Source organism: Winogradskyella bathintestinalis, assembly GCF_030407435.1.
GTDB classification, from domain to species: Bacteria; Bacteroidota; Bacteroidia; order Flavobacteriales; family Flavobacteriaceae; genus Winogradskyella; species Winogradskyella bathintestinalis.
Genome location: NZ_JASDDK010000004.1, coordinates 223,989 through 249,548, shown reverse-complemented (window position 1 = coordinate 249,548; position 25,560 = coordinate 223,989). Strand labels below are relative to the sequence as shown.

Genomic DNA, 25,560 nt, shown 5'->3' with positions numbered 1-25,560 from the left:
TGATAAAACAGCGAGCATTGCGCTTGTTAAGTTGTTTAGTTTAATGTTGTTCATGGGTTGATATGTTATGTTAATGACCTCTATCACAATATAAGCAATTATTATACCTGAAAAGTGTAGCGGTAACTGCCCATTGCGCGGTAAGTGCCGACAGAGCATGTTCAATCATAAGCCTGCTACTAGTGAATCTCGACCCTTATTTTTATAATGAAGAAAAAAGAAGAACATCCTTGGATAAAATTTAAAAAGTATCCGCATATAGGTTTTCCATTAGAGCGTAAAGACATCGCTAAATTGGAAGGCTATATTATGGATGACACCAAAATTGAAAAACACAGTTTTCTTCCTTTTTTACACCGCACTATCTTCCAAAGAAAATTTAGAGCAAACACAGATGGCTTTCTAAATAAAAGTAAAAAACGTACAAGAGTAAAAGCAATAAGACCAAAAGCAAGAGAAATATTTTTCGCAAGTCATTTTGATGCTCAAATTTATTCCTATTACAGTTACCTACTTTCCGAAAAATATAAAGAGTTACTTAAAACTAAAAGTTTCGATAAGTCTATTGTAGCCTATCGAAAGCTTGAAATTGAAGGAAAGAAGAACAAAAACAAATGCAATATAGATTTTGCTTTGGAAACCTTTCAATTTATAAAAGATAATCAGGACAAAGAGCTAACTGTTATTGTCGCTGATGTTACTAAATTCTTTGACAGCTTAGATCACAAAATTCTGAAACAAAAATGGGCAGAAGTTTGGGATGGCTCAACAACACTTCCTAAAGATCATTTTAGAGTTTACAAATCTTTAATCGATATGAGATATGTAAACGAGAATTTGCTGTTTAGAAATTATAAAGACCGCATTTGGGTAAAAACAAAAACGGAAAACAATCCTAATAAAACGAGAGTTAAACAAAAACCAATTAAACATAAGAAGTTTTTAAAAGATAACAACGCTATAGCATACTGTGAGAAACCTGAGTTTTTAAAAAACAGTTTGCATTTAATTTCAAAAACTACTGAAACAAAAGGGATACCCCAAGGAACAGCACTTAGTGCAACATTGGCTAATATTTATATGTTAGATTTTGATCAAGAAGTTCAAGATTTTATAGATAGCGATAGCGTAAAAGGATTTTATCAGCGTTATAGTGATGATTTAATCATTGTCGTGCCAAGAGAACATGAAGAGGAAGCTATTAGGCGAATACGATCTTTAGTCGAGGATAAAGCAAAATTAGAAATACAAGCTGATAAAACAAAGGTATATCATTTTCATCAAGCAGCAGGACAGTTTAAGGGAATTGAAGTTGATGAAAATACGGGTGAAGAAAAAAATAAAACACTAGAATATTTAGGGTTTGAGTATGATGGTCAGCGTGCTTTGATAAAAACTGCTGGCTATTCAAAATTTAATCGTTCTATGAAACGAGCTTTTAAAAGAGCAACCTCTTTAACTATAAATGCAGATACTACAGACGATAAAATTCATAAAAGTTCATTATTCAAGCGTTTTACTTACAAAGGTGCTAAAAGAAGACAGATTTATAATGGTAAGACCAAAACAACACGCTACGATTGGGGAAACTACCTAAGTTATGTAGAAAAGGCTAATGTGTCTTTCCAGGCGTTTAATGGAGGTGATAATATTAAAAAGCAATCAAGAAAAAGCTGGGAAAGATTTAATGAGTTGATGGGTAAAACAATCAAAAAAGTGGAAAGAGCCAAAATGGAAAAATGAATTACCGGAAAGAAACATATCCTAGTAACTTAAATTCTTTGTTAGATAAAGCAATGCTAATTGCAAGTGATAGTATTGAAAAGTTAAACTTCAATAATTGTCCAGGCATTAATGATTTGTATTATGAGTTACATAAAACTTGTGGTGTTCAACCGGAGTATTCTGTAGTACGCGACAAAAAAGTATATAATGCCATGGGATATGTTGCAAATATAAAATCAGGAAAGTCAAAATCTTTGAATGAATTTAAAGGCTTGTATGTTTTTGGAGAGGAGATAGATGGTAAAGTAACACCAGTATATGTTGGTATTAGTAGAACTGTATATAGAAGACTGAGACAGCACGGTTTTGGTAAATTGCATAATGAGTCAACCCTTGCTTATTTAATGGCAAAAAACGAAAATAAAGAACTTACTAGAGCAAGTTCTAGTAATAGTATTCTAGAGCCTAAAAAGGAGCTTTTGAGAAATTTTAAGGTGGCACTATATCCAGTATTAAATGACTATGAATTGTATTTTTATGAAGTAGTATTAGCAGGTATTTTAAAAACAAAATGGAATACTTTCCGAACACATTAGTATATTAGAAGTATGAATTCAAATTTCCAGTTTCTTAAAAACGAGTTTGCCACCTTTCACGATAGAGCAGTTAAGGCAGAACAGTTGGTTATTACAGACCCTCGTACATCACTAGTGTATAGTCGTATGGCGTTAGAAGAAGCTATAAATTGGATGTATGCGAATGACGAAGACCTTGAACAACAATATAACACAACCTTACATAACTTATTAGTACAGCCCGAATTTAAAGAACAATTCAATCATAAATTATATAATGAATTATTCATTATTAAGAATGCAGGAAACTTAGCAGCACACAACAAACCCGTAAATGATATAGATTCACACAAGGCTATAGAGGCACTCTTCTATTTTGGCAAGTGGTTTATCAAATCATATGCAAAAGAGCCAGTAAGTGAAATAGGAATTTTCGACTTTGATTATATTCCTAAAGAAGGTGGCAGTACACTTTCACGTAAACAAATAAAACAACTTCAAGAGCAACTTGATAAAGAACTAGACACGTATCAAGAGCAACTAAAAACCAAAGAAGCCGAAAGACAGCAACTAGCTGATGAAAATGAGCTATTTAAAAAGCAAATAGAAGCATTACAAGCACAAATAGAAGCGAATAAAGTTGAAGCTAATATTGAAGATGAAGTTAACCATCCACGTAACGAAGCGGAGACGCGTAAATATCTTATAGATGTTGCACTTCGTGAGGCAGGTTGGGATTTAAAGGGAATAAACGATAAAGAATATAAGGTTGAGTATATGCCCAAATCTACAAACATATCTGAGACAGGATATGTAGATTATGTACTATGGGATGACGATGGTTTACCATTAGCGCTAGTAGAAGCAAAACGAACCTTGGAAAGTGCGAGTAAAGGTGAAAATCAAGCACAACTGTATGCTGATAGTTTAGAAAAAATGCATGGTCGTCGACCAGTAATGTATTACAGTAATGGTTATGAAATTTTCTTGTGGGACGATCAGTTTTATAAACAATCACGTCGAGTTCACGGTTTTTACACAAAAGCAGAACTACAGACTGCAATGTTTCGTCGTACACATCGCATGGATATTCGCACTACACCTATAGATACAGAGATTTCAGGACGTTCGTATCAAATGCGTGCCATAAAAAGTATTGCAGAACATTTTGCAGGTAATGATAAAAGCGATGGTAAATTAATAGGAACTAATCGTGGTGCACTATTAGTATTAGCTACAGGAACAGGTAAAACAAGAACATCTATTGCATTTTCAAAATTAATGCTAGAATGTAATTGGGCAAAGCGTATTCTATTTTTAGCAGACAGAACCAGTTTAGTAGATCAGGCAAAACGAAACTTTGTAAAACATTTGCCAGAGCATACTAGTGTTAATCTATTAGAAGAAAAAGACAATCCAGACGCACGCTTTGCGTTTTCTACCTATCAAACAATGATGGGTTTAATAGATCGAAGTCGTGATGAAGAAGCGCGTTTTTATGGCGTTGGACATTTCGACTTAATTATAATTGATGAGGCACACCGTTCTATCTATAAAAAATACCAAGCCATATTTGAGTATTTCGATGCCTTATTCTTAGGGTTGACGGCAACACCAAAAAATAGTATAGATAAAAACACCTATCACATATTTGGTTTAGCAGATAAATCACCTACTGATGCATATACCTTTCAAGAAGCAGTAGATAATAAACATTTATCACCATATCACACTATTGAAATCCCTACTAAATTTCTTCGTGAAGGGATTAAATACGATGAGTTGTCTGATGAAGAAAAGGAAGAATTTGAAGAAGAAATATTAGATGGTGAAGAAGCAACAGGTAACGAGTGGATTTCCTCTTCAGAATTAAATTCTTGGTTATTTAATAAGCCTACTGCTATAGAAACCTTACGATATGTACTAGAACACGGTATTAAAAAACGAGGTGGTGACGAATTAGGTAAGACCATAATTTTTGCTAAAAACCAAAAGCACGCACAGTTTCTTAAAGATACCTTTATGGAGCTCGATAAAGAACAATTTGGTAATGATTATGTAAAAGTAATAACCCATAACGAGCCTAAAGCCAAAGAGTTTATAAATCGTTTTTGTGACGAAGAAAAGGAACGTTTACCTCAAATAGCGATTTCAGTAGATATGATGGATACAGGGATTGATGCACCTAGTTGTGTTAATCTAGTATTTTATAAGCCAGTAAAATCCTATTCTAAATTTTGGCAAATGATTGGTCGTGGTTCTAGATTACGTCCAGATTTGTTTGGAGCAGGTCAAGACAAAACGCATTTCTTGATTTTTGATTTATGTGGCAATTTTGAATTTTTTAATGAAAATCCAGAGGGTATTGAAACAAGCTCACAAAAGAGTTTGACAGAGATTTTATTTGGTTTGCGATTACGTCTTGCTGAATATTTAAAAAGCAATCAGTTTATAGACGATGATGCACTACAAAGTTTTAGAACGGAGTTGTTAGATGGTTTGCATAAAGATATTACAACACTAGATTTAGAGCGTTTTGATGTAAAAATGAAACTAGAAATTGTGCACGAATTTGGTAACGATAATCGTGAGATCTGGAACCATTTATCCAAACGTGATGTAAAGCATATAGAAGATGAATTAGCACCTTTAGTTAAACCACAAAAAGGAGATACAGACTTAGCGAGATATTATGATAAATTACTTTTCACGCTAATAACTAAAAGACTCGAAACACCAAATAGTGAAGAATATATCAATAGCTTTATGATACCTATTACAAAAGTAGTCGGGACATCAAAAAAGCTATTAAAGAAAACAACTATTCCAGCAGTAAAGTCCAAAGAAGCATTAATCAAATTACCTCTAGAAGAGGATTTTTGGAAAGTAGAAGGTATTGTACATCTTGAGAAACTAAGAAAAGGGGTTCGTGAGTTGGTTAAATATATTGATCCAGAGGATCAACGTTATGTAACAACAGATTTCGCAGACTATATCATTGAAGATAAAATAAAAACAAATAGATTTTCAGACACAGAAACACCTGAATATACATCACCCTTTCAAAACAACATACATCGTCTAGAACAATTAATTCGTGAGAATGAAAATCATATTACTGTAGCCAGAATTAGAAAAGGTGAAACAATAACTAAAAAAGAACTTCAAGTATTAGAGGACATACTATTCAAAGGTGGTATAGATAAAGAAGCTATTGAGAAAGAATTAGGATCACAGTTTAGTTTAGTGAAATTCATTATATCATTAATGGGCTTAAGTCCGGAGAAAGTAGATGCTGCTTTTGCAAAATTCACCAATGATTATCAATTAAACGCTGTACAAATACAGTTTCTTGATACTATTAAAAAATTCCTAACTACTAATGGTAAGATTGAACCTAGTAAACTATATGACGCACCATTTAAGAATTATCATAGCATGGGTATAGATGGCGTATTTACGGAACAACAAGCAGATATGATTTTCAAAATAGTAGAAAACTTTAATCAAGCCAATTAACTTATCACAGATTACTTTAATAAACTATGCAATTACTTCGCATAGTTAGATCGTAGTATTGCAGTATTAATCTTAAATACTGTTCGTATGACTGCATATCAAAACTTTTGGGACGCTGAGATAGAAACGCTTCTTCAGCAATTAGACGCACCACAATCTCTAGAAGAGAATATCGTGGACACCTTAAACAATTCGAGAAGAACCGGAATCTTCCCTAATCAAATTATTAATGCACTTCGTATTGGTTTGTCTTTAAAAGAAGGCAATCAGAATATGGCATTTGTAGCATCTATGCAAAGTGGTAAGTCTGGAACTGTATATTTTTTATGCAATTATGTATTACCTGCAATAGGTTTAATTAAAGAATACGAATCCATCTTATTTGTAACGAGTATGCGTGATACAGATTTATACAATCAGAATTGTCGTGTATTACAACGTGAATATTACGATTGTGTAACAGGAGATATGAAACCTTCGGTATTAAAAGTAATGAAAATGAGTGATTTCTTTAATCATCCAAATCCTCATAAAGTCGTAAACGAATTTGATGTGCAGCTAATTGTTCGTGACGAGGACCAATATGGTTCTGGTGTAGAATCTTCATTTGAGTTAGCCTTTTTTGCAGAACTTCGTTACCGAATGCCAGATATCAAATTACTTGCAGTAAGTGCTACACCTTATGATATTTTGGATGCACAATTTACAGGGGCAACAGATGTAGATGTAATAGTTGGTGTTCGTCCACCAGAATATTATGGTATTTCTGAAATGTTAGCTGATGATATTATTGAAGACATTCCAGAAGGGTTTAGACCAGTACAAGCGCAAGAGGTAGATGGAGAAGTACACTATACAGTGCATCCAAAGACCGAAGAATATGTGAACCATTTAAACTCTTTTGAGAATGGATTAGGAATCATTAGAGAATCCAATACTACTAGAGCGATTGAGCTAAGAAGATTACTCAAAGACCAGTATAAAAAGCAATGCACCACTATCGTAATCGGTTCTGATGTTGCATGTGATTTTAGTATTAATGAAGGTATTAAGGAGATTTCTGATTTGATTCTAAAAAGAGGACAACGCGTAGTACTTATAATTGTTCAAGCACTTACAGCTGGTAAAGATTTAGGTATAATTAAAGAAAAAGTACGTTTCGGTATTGAGCCAAGAGATAGACAGCTAGCAAACGGTGCGCAAGGTATTACAGGTCGTTTTTGTGGTTATCATAAAAATCGTGATTTTAAACTGATGGCCAGCAGAAGTCTATTAGAACATTATGCACAGTTTGAACAAGATTGGGAGATTTTTGCAGACGAAGACTGGCGTAACGATTTATTCAATAGTAATGTTAGAGGGTTGAGCACGCACACAAAGTTTGTAAAAACTCAGTCTGAAGGAGCATTTACACCTATTGAGCATATTGAAGCCCTTAGTTACAATGAGCTATTGAGTGAATCAGGAAGAGAAAGTTTATCATTTATTGATGATGATGCATATCACCGTTTACTAGATTATTTTGAGTCAACTTTTTACAATGTTTCTACAAAAGGGACACGTTTCAAGCAAAAAGGTGTTACTGTACGTATTGCTTCTGGTTACAATCAAGCTAGTAACCGCGTCTATCGCAATTGGAACTGTAATCTGAATGATGATTTTGGGAATATATTTTTTAAAAAGCATCCCTATAATTATGGTATTCTAATCAGCAATTATCCTATAGATGATGAGCGCAATACTTTAGGATTTACTGGTATTAAAATTCTTAAATCATGTAAGCAAGAATGGCGTCACCAAGAAACGAATGTGCAAAATAATTCTATGTACGGAAATAATGATGCAGCCTAATGTCAGTCGTGTCAGTAGTTTATAAATGCGTTCATCGATATAAAAATGTAGTTTAACTAAAAAGTGATGAGAATAAGAGATCCGTAATGACAGCTTGTCAATTTAAGAAAGTCTTAACAGTTTGGAACAATGGTTGCCAAATTTATAAGCATAAAAAAAGTCCCAACATTCGACCGGAAGGACTTTTTAGATTGAAAGTGAGTAGTATAATGTAAAGGATACTACCCTATATTTTGTGGCGCTAATATAGTGTCTTATAATTTATCTGCAAAATATACCGATTTCCTTTCGCGGTTTAGGTCTATCGTCTGTAAACGTTGACCATTTAATTAATTCAGAATACAAATGAAAAATTTTCATTTAGTACACGATGATGGTGTGTACAAACTTAAGAAAGAGAATGCGCAGCGAGCCTCTAAAGTGATTGACGCTAACAAGCCAGAGGCTATAAAGGCAGCAAAAGAATTTATTCAAAATCAAGGTGGAGGTAGCCTCAAAATTCACAATAATAATGGTGGTTTTCAAGAAGAGAGAACATATCCTAAATCAATGGACCCTAGAAAAAGTAAAGGATAAATTATGGAAAATCTATACAAAAACGAAATTAGCAAGATTTTAGAAGAATTAGGTAAAGAACTTGATATTTCTAGAACACAGTATGAAGAGGTGGTAAAAAGTTACGAAACGGTCGGTAGTTGGTTAGCCGATGACACTTCTTCCCTTAAAGAATTTAGTCCTAAAATTGTACCTCAAGGATCTTTTATGTTGGGAACATTGATTAAACCAATTTGTGAGGATGACGACATTGATGTTGACCTAGTATGTAGATTAAACAAAAAACCAGATTCGTGGAGTCAGAGGCATTTAAAACAGGCTATTGGAGACAGACTTAAAGAACATGGCACGTATGACTACATGTTAAAGGAGTATGATGATAGAGACTATTATGAAGAGGGTGGAAGAAGATGCTGGACATTGAAGTATGCTGATGCAGCTGGTTATCATATGGATATTTTACCATCTTTTGCAAATGATGGACTGACCATACTTTTAGAAAAGACTTTCAGTACAGGCAGTGATTTGGATACAGACAATTTGGCTATGCGAATCACTGACAGGGAAAAAGATGGTTATGACACAGATAAAGATGTAGAAAATTGGTTAAAAAGCAATCCTTTCGGGTATGCAAAATGGTTCTTTGAAAAGGCTTTGTTAAGCACCAAACGAATGTTTAGTTTAAATGAGTCGGTAGATCCGATCAGGATTTTTGAATCTGAAAAGTTACCGTTGCAAAGGGTAGTTCAGCTATTGAAAAGGCACAGAGATATTATGTTTTCGTCAGACAAATATGATAGTGAGAATAAACCTATTTCAATCATCATAACAACCTTGGCTAGTAGAGCATATGACAAAAGTGAAAACATCATTGATGCGTACACGAATATTGTTAGGAAAATGAGAGGTCTGATTGAAGAAAGAGAAAATCCAGAAACCGGTAAATTGGAAAAGTGGGTCGCAAACCCAGTTAATATGCCAAATGCAGATTATGTCGGTGAAAATTTTGCAGATAAGTGGAGCTATGTGAAACAAAAAGAGGACTATTTTTATTTATGGTTAGATAAACTTGAAGAAGACTTAAAAACTCTTCGAAATAGCCAGGGAATTGGTTTACAGTTTTTGAATGAGTCCATGACTGATATGTATGGAAAAACGGTAACCAACAAAACTTTTGCTAACTATGCTAAAATAAGTACTATTGAGAGACATGAAGGAACAAGAAAAATGGCTAACAAGACGGGGTTTCTGGGGGCTGTAGGCTCGAATGTGCCAGAACACAATTTTGAAGGGAATAATGGCGAGTAAATTCTTTAAAAGAAAGAACAAAATTTTTGGAATGCCTGCTTATCTGCAATTGCAGATCATCAAGCAGGCTTTTCCAAATACAACGGTCTTAAAAAAGAGCTGGAATAGTTTTGAAATTTTCATAAAATTGCAGCCTACCCCTTTAAGTGACACATATAAATTAAAAATTATTTACAGAAAAAATTTATATACCGAGATATACGTGATAGATAAAATTCTAAAACTAGCGCCAAATAGAAAAAAACTTCCACATGTATATGATTCGGATAAACAAAAATTATGCTTGTATTCACCATCAAAACGGGAATGGAAGCCAAATATGAGAATAGTAAACACAATCATTCCTTGGGCGAGTGAATGGTTGTATTATTACGAGCTTTGGTTGCCAGAAGGGCAATGGTATGGTGGTGGACATGATGAGTATCCAAATGAAAAATTAGATAAAGTTTTAAGAGATGAATAACGAAAAATTTAAAATACTATCCATTGATGGTGGAGGAATTAAAGGAGTCTTTCCTGCATACTATCTGTCATTGATAGAGCAAGAGTTGGCTAAAAGAAATGATGGAAAAACTAAAATTAAAGACCATTTTCATTTAATAACAGGCACATCAACAGGAGGAATTATTGCATTGGCTCTATCTCTTGGAATACCTGCACAGGAAATATATGATCTTTATATAGAAAATGCTGGTAATATATTTAGAAGGACAAAGTACTCTAAACTAGGTAAATTCTCTTCTTTCTTTAAGCAAATTTTCTGGGCTACCCATAAGAGAGAAGTATTAGAAGATTTGGTCAGAAATAAATTTAAAGAATATTTTCAAGGTGACGATGACCCGAGACTAAATGACTGTTTGACACACGTTGCCATTCCAATATATGATTTGATAAAGGGAAATCCAAGTGTTCTTAAATCCCCTTACCATCCAAATTTTAAAAGGGATTTGCATATTCCTGCCTATAAGGCTGCAATGGCAACATCAGCGGCTCCTACATATTTTGACCCATACTCTTCTGAATATTTAGATTTAGATGGTATGAACAGACCATTTAACAATAAAGTGGATGGTGGTATAATGGCGAATAATCCTACTTTAATTGGAGTGATTGAAGCATTGAAAGCATTTGGGAAAGATTTAGAAGATTTGGAGGTTTTATCTATAGGTACTGGTTACAAAAAATTCACTGAAGGAGATTCAGAAAGAAAAAAATGGGGTCTTTATTATTGGATGGTAAAAAACGGTAGAAAAAGATTAATTGATTTATTTATGCAAAGCCAGTCACAGTTAGTAGAAAATTATATTAGTCTCTTATACCAGGGTATTGACAAGACAGAAAGAGATAATCCTAATTTTGTATATGATCGAACTAACATAATTCTATGTGAAGATGATTATATTGATATGGATGAAAAACGACCTAAAAGGATAAAGAATTTTGCAGAATTAGCTATGGCAGAGTTTCATGAGAAGGGTAGTCACATATTAAAAACCCATTTTTATTAAAAACTAACTTTATGGAAGATCAAATTTTACATCAAATCTCACAATATTTAGATATATCACCTTCTGATTTTAAAAAAGCTCAAGAACGGTTTAATAGTTCGAAAGATTGGTTAATAGGCGGAACTTATGAATCTGGGTATAATCCAGATGTATATTTACAAGGTTCATTTAGGCTTGGCACCGTAGTGCGCCCATATAAGGATGATAAAGATGGAGAATTTGATATTGATCAAGTATGTGAACTTACCAAAGTTAATCCGCCAAAATATTCAAAAGTTTTAAAAAACGATATTGGCAATAGATTAAAAGAAAATAACGATTATAAAAGAATGCTCGATGAAGAAGGTAGAAGATGTTGGACTATTAAATATGCTTCGGAAGAGGGGCGTCCTGGTTTTCATATTGATATTTTGCCAGCATTGCCTTCTAATAGTGATGTAGCATACAAAATTGATATTACAAATCAAGAAAATAATATTTATACTTGGTCGACATGTAATCCTAAAGGCTACTACTATTGGTTTAAATCAATGAATGTTTTTTCAACAGAATTTATGCAATCTGCAAAAAGGGAGATATTTGAATCCAATAGAGAGTTGTTTTTAACTAGTGATGATGTACCTAAACAATTAGTCAGAACCTCATTACAACGTGCTATTCAAATAATGAAGCGTCATCGCGATGTCTATTTTTCAAAAAAAGACTATAGGCCAATTTCTATAATAATCACCACAATAACAGCTAAAGTAAATCAAAGCAATAAAATACTTAATACTATACAAGATTTTATTCATTACGTAAAAAAGCGACATAAATTTTTAGTCAGGTATGGGTATTTAGATGTTGATAATATATTGGATTATGAAAATAAGAAATGGCTCATTCCTAATCCTGCAGATATTGCGAAATTCGGAGAGGAACCTGACAATTTTGCTGATAAATGGAACAACGATGAAAATCTTTCTAATGCTTTTTTTGAATGGGTTTATCAATTAGACAGAGATTTAGAAGGATTCAAAAGGAGCAGATTATCCGATGATTTGAATTTGAAAATAAAAACTTTTGGTATTGGAGAAAAATACTCAAATATTGTGATTAAAAATATTCAACAAAGAAACATACAAACACCCAGTTATTTTTCTGGCACTGAAGAACATTTACTTGATTTAATACATTTAGGAATTGAAAAAAAAATAGATTGGGAAACTGTGAAGGATTTTGCACAATCATATTATGACACCGCACCTGATCAAAACCATAAGGATATAGCTGTGGTTAATTTTTATCAAATAGTTAGGCATAGAAATATTACTCTATCTGATAAAGCAGAAGCTCAAATTAAGGATGTTTTAAATAGAAATGGAGATTCGACAGCATTTATATTATGTTGTAATCTATTGTTGGGAAAGGCTAATCAACTAATGATAAGAAACGCTTTCAGGGAGTTTCCTTATGAAAATATTCTTGAATGGCCTATAATGAGGTTATATGAGAAACCATTATGGCTAAAATAAATTACTAATGACTTTTATATTGTGAAAATTGAATCTTATCTTAATTCTCAATATCTAATACAAAATCACCTACAGAAAATTAAATGTAATTATGCAATTCCTATTATAGTATAAAGAGATGCTCTGACTAATTTCGTTGGTCTTTAGTCGCAGGCTTATATAGTTTTAGTCATAAGTGATTTAAATCCATCTACAAAAAGGCTTCTTACTGCAGCATTTCCATTGCATGTGACAAATAAATTATTTCCCCACCTTCAGCACATACTAATTCCTTCATTCCGCAAAAACTACATTCGCTCAATAGTAAGAGCTTCCAGTTCCACGCAATACTAGTTATGTCCATTTCGCGCATGCCTATCGGACATACGCTACATTACCACAACCAGTATTTTTAGCCAACGCGCAAATAGAATTTCTATTGATGTTTTTAAAATAGCATCTCAATAGTTCTCATTAAGCCATTACTTTTCCAATAAAAGATATAAAATTAACACCTAACAAATGGCATAATCAGGCTCATGCTTCGCTCTTTTTATACATTCTTATAGATGTAAATTTTAGGTTATGATGTTGGAAAAGGTAACAGCGGTGGCGCTATGGGAAGTAAATGATGATTGGATAATGCTATGCTATTCATGTCTTGACTTTTCTTATTGTAGCATCCTGCTTAATAACTTTGAAGAAAAGGAAAACGCTCAAGATATAATAAGTAAATGCCATTATTGATATCTTAACTAAATGATGATTTAAGTTGAAATTATTGAAGAATTCTAATTTTCTGGTCTTAAAATTTTAAACACCGAAGTTTTATTTATAGATGAAATTTATATTGAATGGCAGTATGGATTTTTGAAGAAGCATCGAAAAAAATGTATAGCAAGAGGGTAACACGCTGCGCGATGTTACATTTAATTAATTGCCTGATATTTAAGTGTTTGTAATTTATTAAAATTGAGAAAACTATAATTTTTGCGACAAATCCTCTTGAAATCCTTGTATTCAGGCAAAATTTTGCGACAAACTTAAAATTATGGACACATTTTCATCAATTAGAATAAAGACAGAAGTCGTTAAGGATTTTAGGAAATTTTCTAAAACTGTGGCATCCACACATTCGGAAGCATTGGAAGTAATGATGACATTTTTTATTGAAAATAGAATTTCACCACATCAAGATTGTGGTCCTAGCTTCCAGAAATTAGAAAAAAATATTCTGAAAAGAATCAATGCACTTATTGCCATTATAAAGGATATAGAAAAGAACCAAACCAAACCGACAATGGCGATGTTGCAAGCACTTTTCGAAAACGTTGAGCCAAAGCAGAAATTAATGGTTGAGAAAAGTTTTGAGCAATTAGAGAAAGAAAGATTGAATAAAGAATTTATGGCGCGACTCAAAGAAAAAAGTGAATATGACAATAAAAAAGATGGTAAAGATTAAAATAATTGAAAGCAAGCCTAAATTAAATCAATTAGCATCAAATGCTATGAAGTCATATGGGCACTGTAAAATTTTCAATTTTAAGCCCTTTAAAATCGATTTTTAAGGTAAGGGTAAAGGTAGTTTCTCGGAAGGTAGGAATAATTGATTAGCGCTTTTGAAAAGCACCTTAATTTTGATTCTAAATCACATTTCTAAACAAGATAAATAATTTAGGGTTTTTTAAATAATTGAAATAATTTTTATTTTTTAGGTAGCTTAGTTTATATATGTTTTCTATTGTTTAATAATGTTTGTATTATAGACCAGTACTTGTTCACTACATGACCAGAGCTTGTTCAGTACATGATCAGAGCTTGTACCGATTTTGGTCATGTTCCAATCTTATATCAAGATAAATCAATTGATATCAAAATTAATTAGCGCTAAAAACACTATAAATTTTAGATTTAAAATTGATTGTATTATTACTTTTCTTTCCGGGCTTTTCTTTGAGTTTTCAGTTTTTCTTCAAGAATTTTCATATCATCGCTAACTTTACGATCTACTATTTTTGCATAATGTTGTGTAGTTCTTAATGATTTATGACCAAGCATTTTACTTACAGTTTCAATAGGTACACCATTGGTTAAAGTCACAGTAGTTGCAAAAGTATGTCGTGCTAAATGCGTAGTTAATGGTTTTGTTATTCCGCATAGCATCGCTATTTCTTTTAAATATGCATTAGATTTCTGATTGCTAAACACAGGAATTAATCGCTCACTTTTTATAACTTTCGGGTCATAAGCGTAGCGTTCTAAAATTTCTTTCGCAATGGGTAACAACGGAATACTGCTTCGGGTATTCGTTTTGGTCCGTTTGATATTTATCCATTGTTTGCCATCAATTCCGATACTGATATCTGATTTAGAAAGTTTCTCAACATCCGAATAGGCGAGACCTGTGTAACAAGAAAATACAAACATGTCTCTTACGACTTTCAGTCGGTCGAAATGTAATTCTTTTGTATATAACGTATCTATTTCCTCAGCAGTCAGATATTCGCGCTCTACAGCTTCAAATCTTACCTTGTAGTTGTAAAATGGATCTTTATCCATCCATTGATTTGCTAAAGCAATTCTAATTATCTTTTTGAAGTTATTGATATATTTTAAAGCTGAGTTATGATTACATTTCCTTACTGTTTTTAAAAAGAACTCAAACTTTGTGATAAACAGGTAATCAATATTCTTCAATTTGTAATCTTCAAGATTAAACTCTTCCTCAATATATTGTTTCACGTGGTCGTAACATGTCCAATACCGTTTGGCAGTACTGACTGAAATATCCTTACCGGCCAAAAGGTCAGTTCTCTCATTATGCTCTTTGAAAATTTCAAGTACAAATCTTGTCTTTTTACCACCACCTTTTAAAAGGTTCATCATTGAATTGACCGTGATTAATTCGTCGTTGTCAACCATTCTTTGATGTATTTTACGAAGTTTATGTTTCAGGTTATCAATATGATTGTTAATTTCAACTGCTTCACGGTTATTACCAAGTGCACGTTGTGATTTTTGACTCCATCTTTTTGGTTCGAGCCTTCTCGTAATACTATATTCGAGTCTTTTAAGATCAACAGTAAGGCGTAAGTAAATAGGTGCTAAACCTCTGTGGTTTGTCTTTGATTTTAGGAGGTGAAAATAAGTGTGAAAATCTGTTTTCATAATTTCTATGGTTTTAGGTCTCTTTGAGGTTACCTAAAATTAGGAATTATAAATGATATTTCAAAAATTTTAACAGATCCAAAATATTGAAAATCAGTAATTTAAAGGTGCTCTGGTGACCCCTTTATGAATAATTAAATAGGTCACCGTATTGGTCACCTTTTATACCATATTAGATGCAATTAAATGATGTCAAATAAAATGAAAAACCCTGTAAATCATACATTTACAGGGTTTTTGTTGCGGACTGTCGTCCAATAAGTGGAGTCGGAGAGAATCGAACTCTCGTCCAAACAAGTAACCAAAGGGCTTTCTACACGTTTATTCTTTTCTTGGGTTTTAGACTAAAAGCTGGTTAAAGACAACCCACTTTTAGCTTAGCTTCTTAATCTCGAAAGGGCATCAAAGCGCTACCCAATCTTAGTCAATTTTTACGATGCCTCAATTAGAAACGCCACTGACTAGGGCTTTTCGGAGACATTTAGCCTTCCTACCTAGTAGGAATGAGCACGAATCTTACTATAATTCAGATTATGCAGCTAAAGCGTAGTTATTCTCGCCGTTTAAAATTTGGTCTAGCCTTTTACGTGTCTCAATGCCATTACACGACGTGCTTACCATTTAATTAATCTCGCTGTCAAAACCAGTCGACCCCAAGTTTTTTCCACAAGAGTGGAAATTTCATAAATGATAATTATTTTTCGTCTATTTAAAAATCTTAAAATTTATAATAGAGTTTGCAAAGATATTAAATAGTTCTATATCTCTACGATAGTTACATTGCAAATTTTGTTTCAAACATTTAGATTTAGGTTTCACCTCACATTAGTGTCAGGATATTTAGATTTTATCAACATAAACACACCATAAAGTGCGACGCCAATTGCCACTATACCTAAAACAATAGATCCAAATTCATTTTGTAAAAAGCTAAAAGCATCAGCTCTGTTGATGTCTCCATTAGCACTTCCCATGCCAGCCTTAACAAATAAAAAAGACATAATGGCTGCAACAATTCCTCTCGCGGTAAACCCCATTTTTCCGGCTTTAATCACTAAACTTTGGGCGTCACTGTCAATACTCGAATGTTCAATATCTTCCTTAAACTTTCCGGAGTAAGCAACATAAAATTCATAAATAGCCTTACCTAATAATATAAGTGCAATTCCAAAGGCAATAATATTTCCATATTCTGAATTGAGAAATTTTGAACTCGAACCAGAATTACCAGAGGAGCTGCCAAAAGCCATTTTTATGGCTGAATATGCTAAAAAACCATAAATTAATCCACTCACTCCGTAAGCTATACGTTTAAAATATCCTTTAGTATCGTCATCGAGATTTTTAGGATTCGCGAATGCTTGATAAAGTCGGTAAAGCATATAACATAATAAGCCGAGACCTAGTGCTACAAGTAATACCTTGCCATAAGATTGCTCCGCCAAGAACTTGAGAATACCATCCTTTCCACTTTTACTGCCTCCTTGTCCAAAAGCAGCCAATGCCGTAAGAACGCCAATTAGAAGATAAACGATTCCTTTAGCTCCCATACCTAAACGGGATATTGTTTCTTTCTTTGAACTCATGAATTTAGATTTTTTGGTTAATAAAGAAATAATTAACAAAAAAAAATCAAAAATATTTGACGTAAACAATTCATTTTTTATCTTATTTGAAATGTATTAATTTAAAAAGTCACAAAAGAATTTAGTTAGATATATCGAATACTTATGATAAAAGAAGGAACATTAATAAAATGGAATTGGGGTAATGGAACAGCAACTGGAAAGGTGAAAGAAACCTATGCAAAGAAGGTGATCAAAAATATAAAGGGAAATGAAGTCACTAGAAATGGGAAAGCGGGTAATAAGGCGTTATATATTCAACAAGAAGACGGTGATTTCGTTTTAAAAAGTGAAAGTGAAGTAGAGCGGATAGATTAACCTACAAAATTTGTAAAGGTATTTAATTCGGCTTATTTTTGAGCATAACTTAGTTTCTCACTGTAGTGGGAATGAAAATCAATTTTCATGACATTCGCCATCATTAAAGAACGAAAAAATCCACCAGACAGACGTGTGGTATTTTCACCAGAACACTTAGCCGAAGCCCAATTAGCTTTTCCAAATGCGCGATTTATTGTAGAATCTTCTGAAATTAGAATATTCCCAGATGAGGCTTATAAAACTATGGGCTTTGAGGTTTTAGATGATGTCTCTGAGGCCGATGTTATGATCGGTGTAAAAGAAGTGCCAATTAATAACTTAATCCCAAATAAAAAATACTTTTATTTTTCGCATACTATAAAAAAGCAACCCTACAATAGGAAACTTCTTATAGCTATGCTTGAGAAAAATATAGAAATGTTCGACCATGAAACTATCGTAAGAAAAAGTGGTGCTCGTCTTATAGGATTTGGTCGGTATGCTGGCTTAGTTGGCGCATATAATGGGTTTAGAGCTTTAGGTTTAAGAGACGGTTTATTTAATTTACCAAAAGTTGAGACTTTAACAGATCTCAACCAAGTTAAGGCTGAATTGAATAAAATTACAATACCGAATTTAAAAATTCTTTTATCAGGAACAGGAAAAGTAGCTTATGGAGCAAAGGAAATTTTAGATCACTTAGAAATTAAACAAATTAGCGATGCTTTGTATTTAACGAGTCAGTTTACAGAACCAGTTTATGTTATGGCAGATGTAATGGAATATGCCAAACGAAAAGATGGTAAAGTAGGGGATAAGCATAAATTTTATAAAGATCCGTCGGGTTACGAAAGTAATTTTATGCCTTATGCTAAAGAAACCGATTACTTTATAGCTGGTCATTTTTATGGCAATAATGCACCTTACTTATTTACTAGGGAAAACGCCAAACATCCTGAATTTCGAATTAATTTAGTGGCTGATATTTCCTGTGATATTGATGGCCCTGTGGCAAGTACCATTAGGCCTTCGACTATTGAAGAGCCTTTTTATGGCTATAATCCGAGAACAGAAAAAGAAGTCGCGTTTGATGCGGAAAATGCAATAACAGTTATGGCAGTGGATAATTTACCCTGCGAATTGCCTAAAGATGCAAGTGAAGGTTTCGGCGAGACATTTTTAGAACACGTTTTGCCCGCATTTTTCAACAACGATGAAAATGAGGTTTTAAAGCGTGCCAAAATCACTGAACATGGTAAATTGACTAAGCGTTTCAGTTATTTGCAGGATTATGTAGATGGAAAATAGAAATATGAATAAAATAAAGAAAGCCCAAGTTAATTTTTAGCTTGGGCTTTTTGGTTTTAAACTTCTAGGAATTATGATTTCAATATATCAATCATAATATCCATTTCGGAAATCAGCTTATCAATTGAGCCACTATACCCTACGGATTTAAAATTTATTTTACCATTCGGGCCAATAATAACTTTTGTTGGGATACCGTCAACTTCGTATTTTTTTGCCACTTCGAAATCTCTAGAATCTTTAATCTCATTGTCATAAACGACATGGAAATCGTAGTTGTTTTTAGCGATAAAATCTTCAACCAGTTGTTCTCTGTTTTCACCACTTTCAAAAGTATCGACAAACAGTAATTCTACGTTTTCATCATCCTTATATTTAGTCACCACTTTTTGCATGCCTGGAAAAGAGGCTTTACAAGGGCCACACCAAGTAGCCCAAAAATCTAATATTACAACTTTGCCTTTAAGATCGGCCAAGGTAATATCCTGGCCTTCCGTATTTTTTAAAGTGAACTGTGGGGCTTCTTCATCGATTAATTTCGCCTTAATTTCTTCTACGCTTTTGTTATAGCCTTCTTTTTTCAAATCCTCTAATTTCATTTCCACATCGTTAGAATTTGGATTCATTTTTAGATAGGCTGTTTTAAATGCAGATTTTATATCGTCATTACCATTGCCTAATTTTAAAATTTTTTCAGCTTTATCAATAACGGATTCGTATTGGTCATCTGCCATTAAATAACTAATGTATCTGGCATTAGCTTCAGCATCGCTAGACTCAGGATCGTGTGCTTTTTCTTGATAAGTAATGGCCTCTTTTATATTTCCTTGTTTAAAAAGTATGAAAGCATATGTGTCTGCATACATTTTATAAGAGGATCTCAGATTTTTCTCGTATTGTTTTTGTGTGAAATATTCTGGTTTGTCGGTTGGTTCTTTTTGTAAGTCTGTAATTAAATCGAGTGAAGTTTTGGATAATTTTTCGGCTTTATCTAAACTTTCGCCTTTTTCTGCCATTGACCAAGCTAAATTATTTAGCATGGAAGCTCTATTTGTTTTATTATCTATATGAGATGCATATTTTTCAAAATTTTCCATGTTCCCATTATCAAAATGGTAGGTAGCAAGATTGGTAGCCATGTTACTTACCCAATTGCTCATTTTAGAATTAGCTTCGAGATATTTTTCAAAATGCGCTTCTTGCTTATCTATGTCACTCTCATCATAAAATGCTAAAACGGACTCATAACTGGCTGTTTTTCCTTTCGGAAATTTTTCAATAACCATGGTTTTAATAGAATCTGACTTTGATTTTTGACCAATGGTACTGTAGAACTCTATCATATTCACATAATCTTTTTCAAATTTATCTGTTTTCATGTTGATGTCCTCTAAGTAAGAATCAATAAGCTTTTTGCCTTCTACTTTATTATTTTCATACGCCAGTTGCAAGTATATTTTTTCCCAATCTTTTTTTAGATTAGGATCATTGTTTAAATCAGCTTTTAAAATGTCGGCGACCTCATTTTTATCTGCTTTGATGCCTTCATAATTCCCATTTCTAACTGAATATAGTGCAGCTGCCGCGTTACTGCCAGAAATTTGTGCTCCATCAGTATTATACAATGGTATAATATAGCCTTTTTCATTATTGGCCTCATAATCATCACCAGTTTTAAAGACAAAAGCTATGGCTTGTGCTGAATCAGGAATTTTTATGGATCCTGTATGTTCTCTCCCATTGGATTCTAAATCTATATCGGCAGGATAATTTTTAGTATTTACCAAATATTGATAAAACGCTTCGGTAACATTGTCGTTCTTATAAGTGATTTCTATAGTTTCACCAGGCTGAGGTTTCGCTTTAGAAATAGATAGCAATCCAATAGTTTTAGAGGTAGTTTTATCTACTTTGCCCTCGTTTTTACATGCCCAAAAAAGTGAAAAACTCAGGATGGTGTAAATAGCGATTTTTTTCATATTTAGTTTTTTAGATAAGTGTTTGAATTATAAATATACCAAAAATTGAGACGTAAAAGTTGGTTGTACCTCGTTATAAGTAAAATGCACTTAAATGGGTTGGTAAGAAACAACATTCATTACATTATCGTCTAGATCTACAAAATGATAATTGAGATTATCCTTTTTATCAAACTCGCCATCCATGTTAGTGTCTGCAATACTTTTAAAATATAATCGGTTCAGTTGCGGAATAATTTTCCAATCGACTAATTGAGTCAATTCTGGTGATATTTTTTTGAGATTTTCACCATTAATATTACTGATATATAAAGATTCAAAATCTTTTGAATTAATTTTTGCATCGTTGTTCGTATCTAAATCTCTTATTGTATAAACCAAATACTGCCGTCCAGTTTGTATTCTTATATTTTCTAAAAATCGGATAGATGTAATTTCTACAATTTTATCGGTTAAAGCTGTGATTTTTTCTGAATTAAGCTGTTGGAATTTAAGATTACTGAATTCACCAGTAATATTGAAATTATGATAGCGAGAGATATTATATGTTTTTTGATGGCTTTTTTTACTATAACTTGAATATTTTGAATTGTCAGTTATATATCCAATAGGATGGATGAGATAATCCGTACTGTCTATTAAAATGGGCAGATCGGCAATGGCAACTTTTGAACTGTCTCTTTGCACTTGTTTTTCGGCGCTACCGTCAAGTCCAATTTTTCTCGTGCTTTCATTGCAGGCCGTCATGGATAATGCTAATAATAGCATAAAAAATGTTGATTTCATAATTCTAATTTTTTTATAATTGATTTAAATTTTTAATCATCTAATAACCTACTATTAGGAATATACCGAAAACTAAAATAAATAACGAGGCATCATAATATTGAAATGGTGCTAAAATAATGTTCAGTATATCTAAAAATAATGGACAAAAATAGATTCTAGATTAGAAATAAAAAAAAATGATTAAATGATTAAAAAAAAAGAGTTTATTTTTCAATAATATACTTCAAAAAATTGAAGCAAATTTCTATTACGTTTTATTGATTAATTTTTCAAGAGCTTCAATACGCTTTTTAAATTCTGCTTTGCCAAGTTTAGTGGCACTATATCGCGTGTATGGTTTTCGACCAATAAACTGTTTTTCTACAGAAATGTAATTTGCTTTTTCCAGCGCTTTAGTATGACTTGCTAAATTTCCGTCCGTGGAGCCCAATAATTCTTTAAGAATTTTAAAATCGGCATATACATTTGCCATAGGAACAGACACGATGCCAAGTCGTATTCTTTGATCGAAGCGTTTATTTGTTCGTTATTATACTCAAATTTCAGTATTCCGTATTTACTAATTAGTTCAATGCGCTGGTTTTGGTATTTGGGATGCGATAGTTGCTCTGCGCCAATGCTGTATACTACAACTCTTATGCTCATTTAAAATTCATTACCTGTCATATTTAAAAAGTATCCATGTACCATAAATAATATGCATAATTCTAAAGCCAAGAGCCCAAAGCCAAAATCCAGAACCGAGGTAATAACTAGCAATCAAACCTAATATAATTTGAATAAACCATAAATATTTAATGTCTCCAATATTATATTTAGATGCACTAATTAAAGCTAAACCATGGAAAATTAGCATTAAACTACCCGTCTGTCCATATTTTCCTTGACTTAAAATAATAAGTATATAAAAACCTCCAGTGATAAAAGGAGTTAGAAAATTTAATAATAAGCGACCTGATGAGTTGTCCCAGATTTTCTCACCTGTCTCATTTGCTTTTCTTGTGGTGAGTAAAATCCCAGTCTATGCACCAATAATTGCGTATACACCTGCGAGAATTCCAGATAATCCGCTTAAAGAAGTAAATCGAGATGATTTATTCATAAGATTTTATTCTCATTAATACCATTTTAATAATCTTGTTGACTCATATTAAAGTACTTTGAAATATAAAGTGAAATAAAATATTCGATTTGAACAAATATATTTTAGCGATTTGATTAAATTTATAATTCAATTATAAAAGACTAAACAAATATGACTGAATTACTTTTAGCTGTAGCGAATATTTCTGGTGGCATTTTATTAGGATTAACAACCTTAGATAAATGGGATGGTGAACGTAACTTTTTTAATAATATTGCTGGCTTTTTGGCACCGTTTGATACCATTATAGGTCTTGCTCTTATTATTTTAGCCATATTAGAATTTTGGGATGGTCTCTTATTTAATATTGTAAGTATTTTAGGTGGTATTTTACTTTTAACTCATGTATTCGGAAAAGTACCTTCTATAGAAACTAGCCTTAGAAAGTTATCCGACAAATTGATGCCCTTTAAAGCTATAATTGGTATCGGTCTTATTGTAATTGGTATAATGGGATTATTTTAAATTTTTGAATCCAGCTGAAGCACATATCCTAAAACAACCAGAACCTTACAAGTCTATTTACTTGCATCTGCAAATGTTAATTGAGCACACTTTGCCAGAGGCAGATTTATTATACAAATGGCGCATGCCATGTTATTATATAAACAAACGGCCTTTGTGTTATATTAATCAGAGCAAAAATTACGTTGATGTTGGTTTTTGGCACTCTGCACATTTATCTAAAAAATGGGATATATATTTAGTTTCCGAAAAACGTAAAGTAGTAAAATCACTACGTTATGAATTCGTCGATGATATTAATGATTCTATTTTTATTTCAATACTAAAAGAAGTAGAGGGATTAGAAGAAAAAGGGTTTTATAAAAAAGAATAGTTTTTAGGTTTTTCAGAAGGGTGCAGCGATTTTGGTACTAAAGTGAATTACCCTTTAAGAAGTTAATTGGTTTATTATAAGGGTTAACCAAGTCCGATAGTTTATGGAATCGCGAGTTATTAGATAAAGATAATTCTATTTTGTATCACTTCTTGGAATTATTGTATTCCGCCTATTGCAAATTGACATTTAATTCTTTTGAATTTATTTTACCAAAAACATTCCTAAAAAAACAGCCAAAAATCCAATCACAAAACTAGCTACGGTATAGACGGCAAAACTCATAAAATCACCCGATTTCAAAAACACATGGTTTTCATAAGCGAAGGTAGAAAATGTGGTAAACCCACCACAAAACCCAGTTGCTAAAAGTAAGGTTTGACTTTGAGATAAAGTTTCGTTTTTAGCTGCCAAGCCCAATATAACCCCGATTAATAAGCTGCCGATAATATTTGCAGCAAATGTGCCATAAGGAATGCCTGTTTCAGAATTGTTGAGCCATTTTCCGATGATAAAACGAAGTACACTCCCGAACCCCCCGCCTAAAAATACAAGTAATAATTGTTTCAACGTTATTGTTTATTAGTTAGTATTAGATAGTTGTTATTACTTAGTACGATGAGTATAATCATACGTTTTTAATCGTAAAAATTAAATTGTTGATTTTTTTGAAGTAATAGTTATAATCTTATAACGAATCTGTGAGCATCTTTGGTTAAATTTCTTTATATTCTTATAAAGAAACAATGATCAACCATTACCCGTCACACGTTTATGTAAACTTCATTTTAAAAATATTATGAATTAAAAACTTATTCAATCTCTACATAAATCTCAGTAACCCAATTTGCAGGATTTGGTTCGTTCATAGGGTCCGTTAAATACGTTTCGAGCCTTGCTCCACCTTCAACCATTACTAAATTATGATCAGCAATATAATTCATCGTTGTTTCCCAGGCTTCCTTCAAATTAGAATAATCTCCTTTTAAAACAGATTTTACGGCTTTAAATGATTCAAGTTTACCAGTTAATATATTTTCGTCATTAGAAATAATTTTTGAGTTGGTGGGTACACAACAAGAAAATATAACCGCATTATTTTCTTCATCCCATTTGTGATATAAAATAAACGGAGGTCCTGCCATGGTTACATTGTGAGTCATAGCATAAGCTCCTACTTTAGGGAGCATTGTAGTCATATTTTTTTCAAAATCACTAAACTTACTAGATGTTGTATTGTAAAGGTAATAGCCACCACTATGTTGGGTAATGCCTTCATGTTTAATACTATATTTCTTCATGTCATTTTGTATCACACTGTCTAGCATAGACAATCCATTTTCAAAATGAGGTCCAATTTGTTTTTCCATACCACCCATAAAGGCCGAAATCATTTTAAAATCGAAGGGTAAATCCTTGCCAGAAATTGTCCAAGTTACATCGGTGGTTCCATCCTCATTTGATTTAAACTGCCAATTAACATCAGATTTTGGGTAAGTGCCAAACTGCATTTCTTGTGTAATAGAAGCGTTCGGTTTGGTATCAATGGTTTTAATAGTACCTACACCATCATCATCTTTCCAAGAGTATGACCCGCCAATACCTTTAGTTTGTTCTGCTAATGTCACTATCATTTCCGGTTTTTCTTTAATCCAAGAATTCCAGTCCTCCCAATTTTTAAAGTCAATAACATTATTATATATTACTTGTTGCGGTGCATTTATGGTTTTAGATCGTGTAACTTGAAACGAATTTGGTTGCACTGCAATATAAATTGAAAACCCTATTACAAGGATAAGTAGTAGTAATAAGACGTATTTTATAATTTTCATTTTTAGGGATTAAATGTTATTCAATATCAAAGATAGTCATTTT

General features: G+C 32.6%; 21 protein-coding genes and 1 other RNA gene. 14 read left to right on the top strand and 8 right to left on the bottom strand.

Translation table 11 applies throughout. The features are described 5' to 3' along the window. Positions 1-207 precede the first annotated feature (207 nt). The 10 genes from QMA06_RS12345 (at position 208) to QMA06_RS12300 (ending at position 13,996) form a co-directional block, all read left to right on the top strand. Positions 208-1,743, top strand: a complete 1,536-nt coding sequence (locus QMA06_RS12345) for a reverse transcriptase domain-containing protein (RefSeq protein WP_290207171.1) — start codon at positions 208-210, stop codon at positions 1,741-1,743. Next, positions 1,740-2,321, top strand: coding sequence for a GIY-YIG nuclease family protein (locus tag QMA06_RS12340; protein ID WP_156125363.1), 582 nt, complete (start codon positions 1,740-1,742; stop codon positions 2,319-2,321). The genes QMA06_RS12345 and QMA06_RS12340 overlap by 4 nt, the downstream gene beginning before the upstream one ends. A 12-nt stretch (positions 2,322-2,333) precedes the next feature. Next, positions 2,334-5,819, top strand: coding sequence for a DEAD/DEAH box helicase family protein (locus tag QMA06_RS12335; protein WP_290207170.1), 3,486 nt, complete (start codon positions 2,334-2,336; stop codon positions 5,817-5,819). An 87-nt stretch (positions 5,820-5,906) separates the two neighbouring features. Further along, positions 5,907-7,670 (top strand): hypothetical protein, encoded by a 1,764-nt coding sequence (locus QMA06_RS12330; RefSeq protein WP_290207169.1) that lies wholly within the window; start codon positions 5,907-5,909, stop codon positions 7,668-7,670. 345 nt (positions 7,671-8,015) lie between these two features. Further along, positions 8,016-8,246, top strand: coding sequence for a DUF2188 domain-containing protein (locus QMA06_RS12325; protein ID WP_290207168.1), 231 nt, complete (start codon positions 8,016-8,018; stop codon positions 8,244-8,246). 3 nt (positions 8,247-8,249) lie between these two features. Beyond that, positions 8,250-9,533, top strand: coding sequence for a nucleotidyltransferase domain-containing protein (locus QMA06_RS12320; RefSeq protein ID WP_290207167.1), 1,284 nt, complete (start codon positions 8,250-8,252; stop codon positions 9,531-9,533). Positions 9,534-9,564: 31 nt separating this feature from the next. Beyond that, entirely contained in the window at positions 9,565-9,996 is a 432-nt protein-coding gene (locus tag QMA06_RS12315; protein WP_290207166.1) for a hypothetical protein, read from the top strand. Beyond that, positions 9,989-11,041, top strand: coding sequence for a CBASS cGAMP-activated phospholipase (locus tag QMA06_RS12310; RefSeq protein WP_290207165.1), 1,053 nt, complete (start codon positions 9,989-9,991; stop codon positions 11,039-11,041). The genes QMA06_RS12315 and QMA06_RS12310 overlap by 8 nt, the downstream gene beginning before the upstream one ends. A gap of 11 nt (positions 11,042-11,052) precedes the next feature. Next, positions 11,053-12,555 carry a nucleotidyltransferase domain-containing protein gene (locus QMA06_RS12305; protein WP_290207164.1) on the top strand — a complete coding sequence of 501 codons (1,503 nt, stop codon included), beginning with the start codon at positions 11,053-11,055 and terminating at the stop codon, positions 12,553-12,555. A 1,030-nt stretch (positions 12,556-13,585) separates the two neighbouring features. After that, a complete protein-coding gene (locus tag QMA06_RS12300) occupies positions 13,586-13,996 on the top strand; it encodes a BfmA/BtgA family mobilization protein (RefSeq protein WP_290207163.1) in 411 nt (136 codons plus the stop codon). A 467-nt stretch (positions 13,997-14,463) separates the two neighbouring features. Here the strand turns inward: QMA06_RS12300 and QMA06_RS12295 are convergent, their stop codons facing one another. The 3 genes from QMA06_RS12295 to QMA06_RS12285 all read right to left on the bottom strand — a co-directional run bounded on the left by QMA06_RS12295 (position 14,464) and on the right by QMA06_RS12285 (position 17,288). Next, the gene (locus QMA06_RS12295; protein WP_290207162.1) at positions 14,464-15,702 is read right to left on the bottom strand and encodes a site-specific integrase; all 1,239 of its coding nucleotides are present in this window, start codon (positions 15,700-15,702) and stop codon (positions 14,464-14,466) included. A 259-nt stretch (positions 15,703-15,961) separates the two neighbouring features. Next, positions 15,962-16,357, bottom strand: a transfer-messenger RNA (tmRNA) gene (gene ssrA, locus QMA06_RS12290). Positions 16,358-16,517: 160 nt separating this feature from the next. Continuing rightward, positions 16,518-17,288 (bottom strand): DUF1206 domain-containing protein, encoded by a 771-nt coding sequence (locus QMA06_RS12285; protein ID WP_290207160.1) that lies wholly within the window; start codon positions 17,286-17,288, stop codon positions 16,518-16,520. Positions 17,289-17,432: 144 nt separating this feature from the next. On the opposite strand from QMA06_RS12285, the gene QMA06_RS12280 reads away from it, so the two are divergent. Further along, positions 17,433-17,645, top strand: coding sequence for a hypervirulence associated TUDOR domain-containing protein (locus tag QMA06_RS12280; RefSeq protein ID WP_290207159.1), 213 nt, complete (start codon positions 17,433-17,435; stop codon positions 17,643-17,645). Between the two features lie 87 nt (positions 17,646-17,732). Then, positions 17,733-18,935 (top strand): NAD(P)-dependent oxidoreductase, encoded by a 1,203-nt coding sequence (locus QMA06_RS12275; RefSeq protein ID WP_290207158.1) that lies wholly within the window; start codon positions 17,733-17,735, stop codon positions 18,933-18,935. Positions 18,936-19,006: 71 nt separating this feature from the next. Here QMA06_RS12275 and QMA06_RS12270 read toward each other — a convergent pair whose 3' ends face one another. The 3 genes from QMA06_RS12270 to QMA06_RS12260 all read right to left on the bottom strand — a co-directional run bounded on the left by QMA06_RS12270 (position 19,007) and on the right by QMA06_RS12260 (position 22,175). Continuing rightward, positions 19,007-20,914: a TlpA disulfide reductase family protein gene (locus QMA06_RS12270; protein ID WP_290207157.1), complete on the bottom strand. Its 1,908-nt coding sequence runs from the start codon at positions 20,912-20,914 to the stop codon at positions 19,007-19,009. A gap of 90 nt (positions 20,915-21,004) precedes the next feature. Continuing rightward, on the bottom strand, positions 21,005-21,700 hold the full coding sequence (locus QMA06_RS12265; RefSeq protein WP_290207156.1) for a hypothetical protein: 696 nt from the start codon (positions 21,698-21,700) through the stop codon (positions 21,005-21,007). A 250-nt stretch (positions 21,701-21,950) separates the two neighbouring features. Beyond that, positions 21,951-22,175, bottom strand: a complete 225-nt coding sequence (locus QMA06_RS12260; RefSeq protein WP_290207155.1) for a transcriptional regulator — start codon at positions 22,173-22,175, stop codon at positions 21,951-21,953. A 783-nt stretch (positions 22,176-22,958) separates the two neighbouring features. Between QMA06_RS12260 and QMA06_RS12250 the strand changes: the two genes are divergently transcribed. Then, on the top strand, positions 22,959-23,312 hold the full coding sequence (locus tag QMA06_RS12250; RefSeq protein WP_290207154.1) for a hypothetical protein: 354 nt from the start codon (positions 22,959-22,961) through the stop codon (positions 23,310-23,312). Positions 23,313-23,316: 4 nt separating this feature from the next. Further along, positions 23,317-23,685: a DUF1801 domain-containing protein gene (locus tag QMA06_RS12245; protein ID WP_290207153.1), complete on the top strand. Its 369-nt coding sequence runs from the start codon at positions 23,317-23,319 to the stop codon at positions 23,683-23,685. 204 nt (positions 23,686-23,889) lie between these two features. Here the strand turns inward: QMA06_RS12245 and crcB are convergent, their stop codons facing one another. Both crcB and QMA06_RS12235 read right to left on the bottom strand, forming a co-directional pair. Next, on the bottom strand, positions 23,890-24,255 hold the full coding sequence (gene crcB, locus QMA06_RS12240) for a fluoride efflux transporter CrcB (protein WP_290207152.1): 366 nt from the start codon (positions 24,253-24,255) through the stop codon (positions 23,890-23,892). 242 nt (positions 24,256-24,497) lie between these two features. Continuing rightward, positions 24,498-25,517, bottom strand: coding sequence for an SRPBCC family protein (locus tag QMA06_RS12235; protein ID WP_290207151.1), 1,020 nt, complete (start codon positions 25,515-25,517; stop codon positions 24,498-24,500). Between the last annotated feature and the right edge of the window lie 43 nt (positions 25,518-25,560).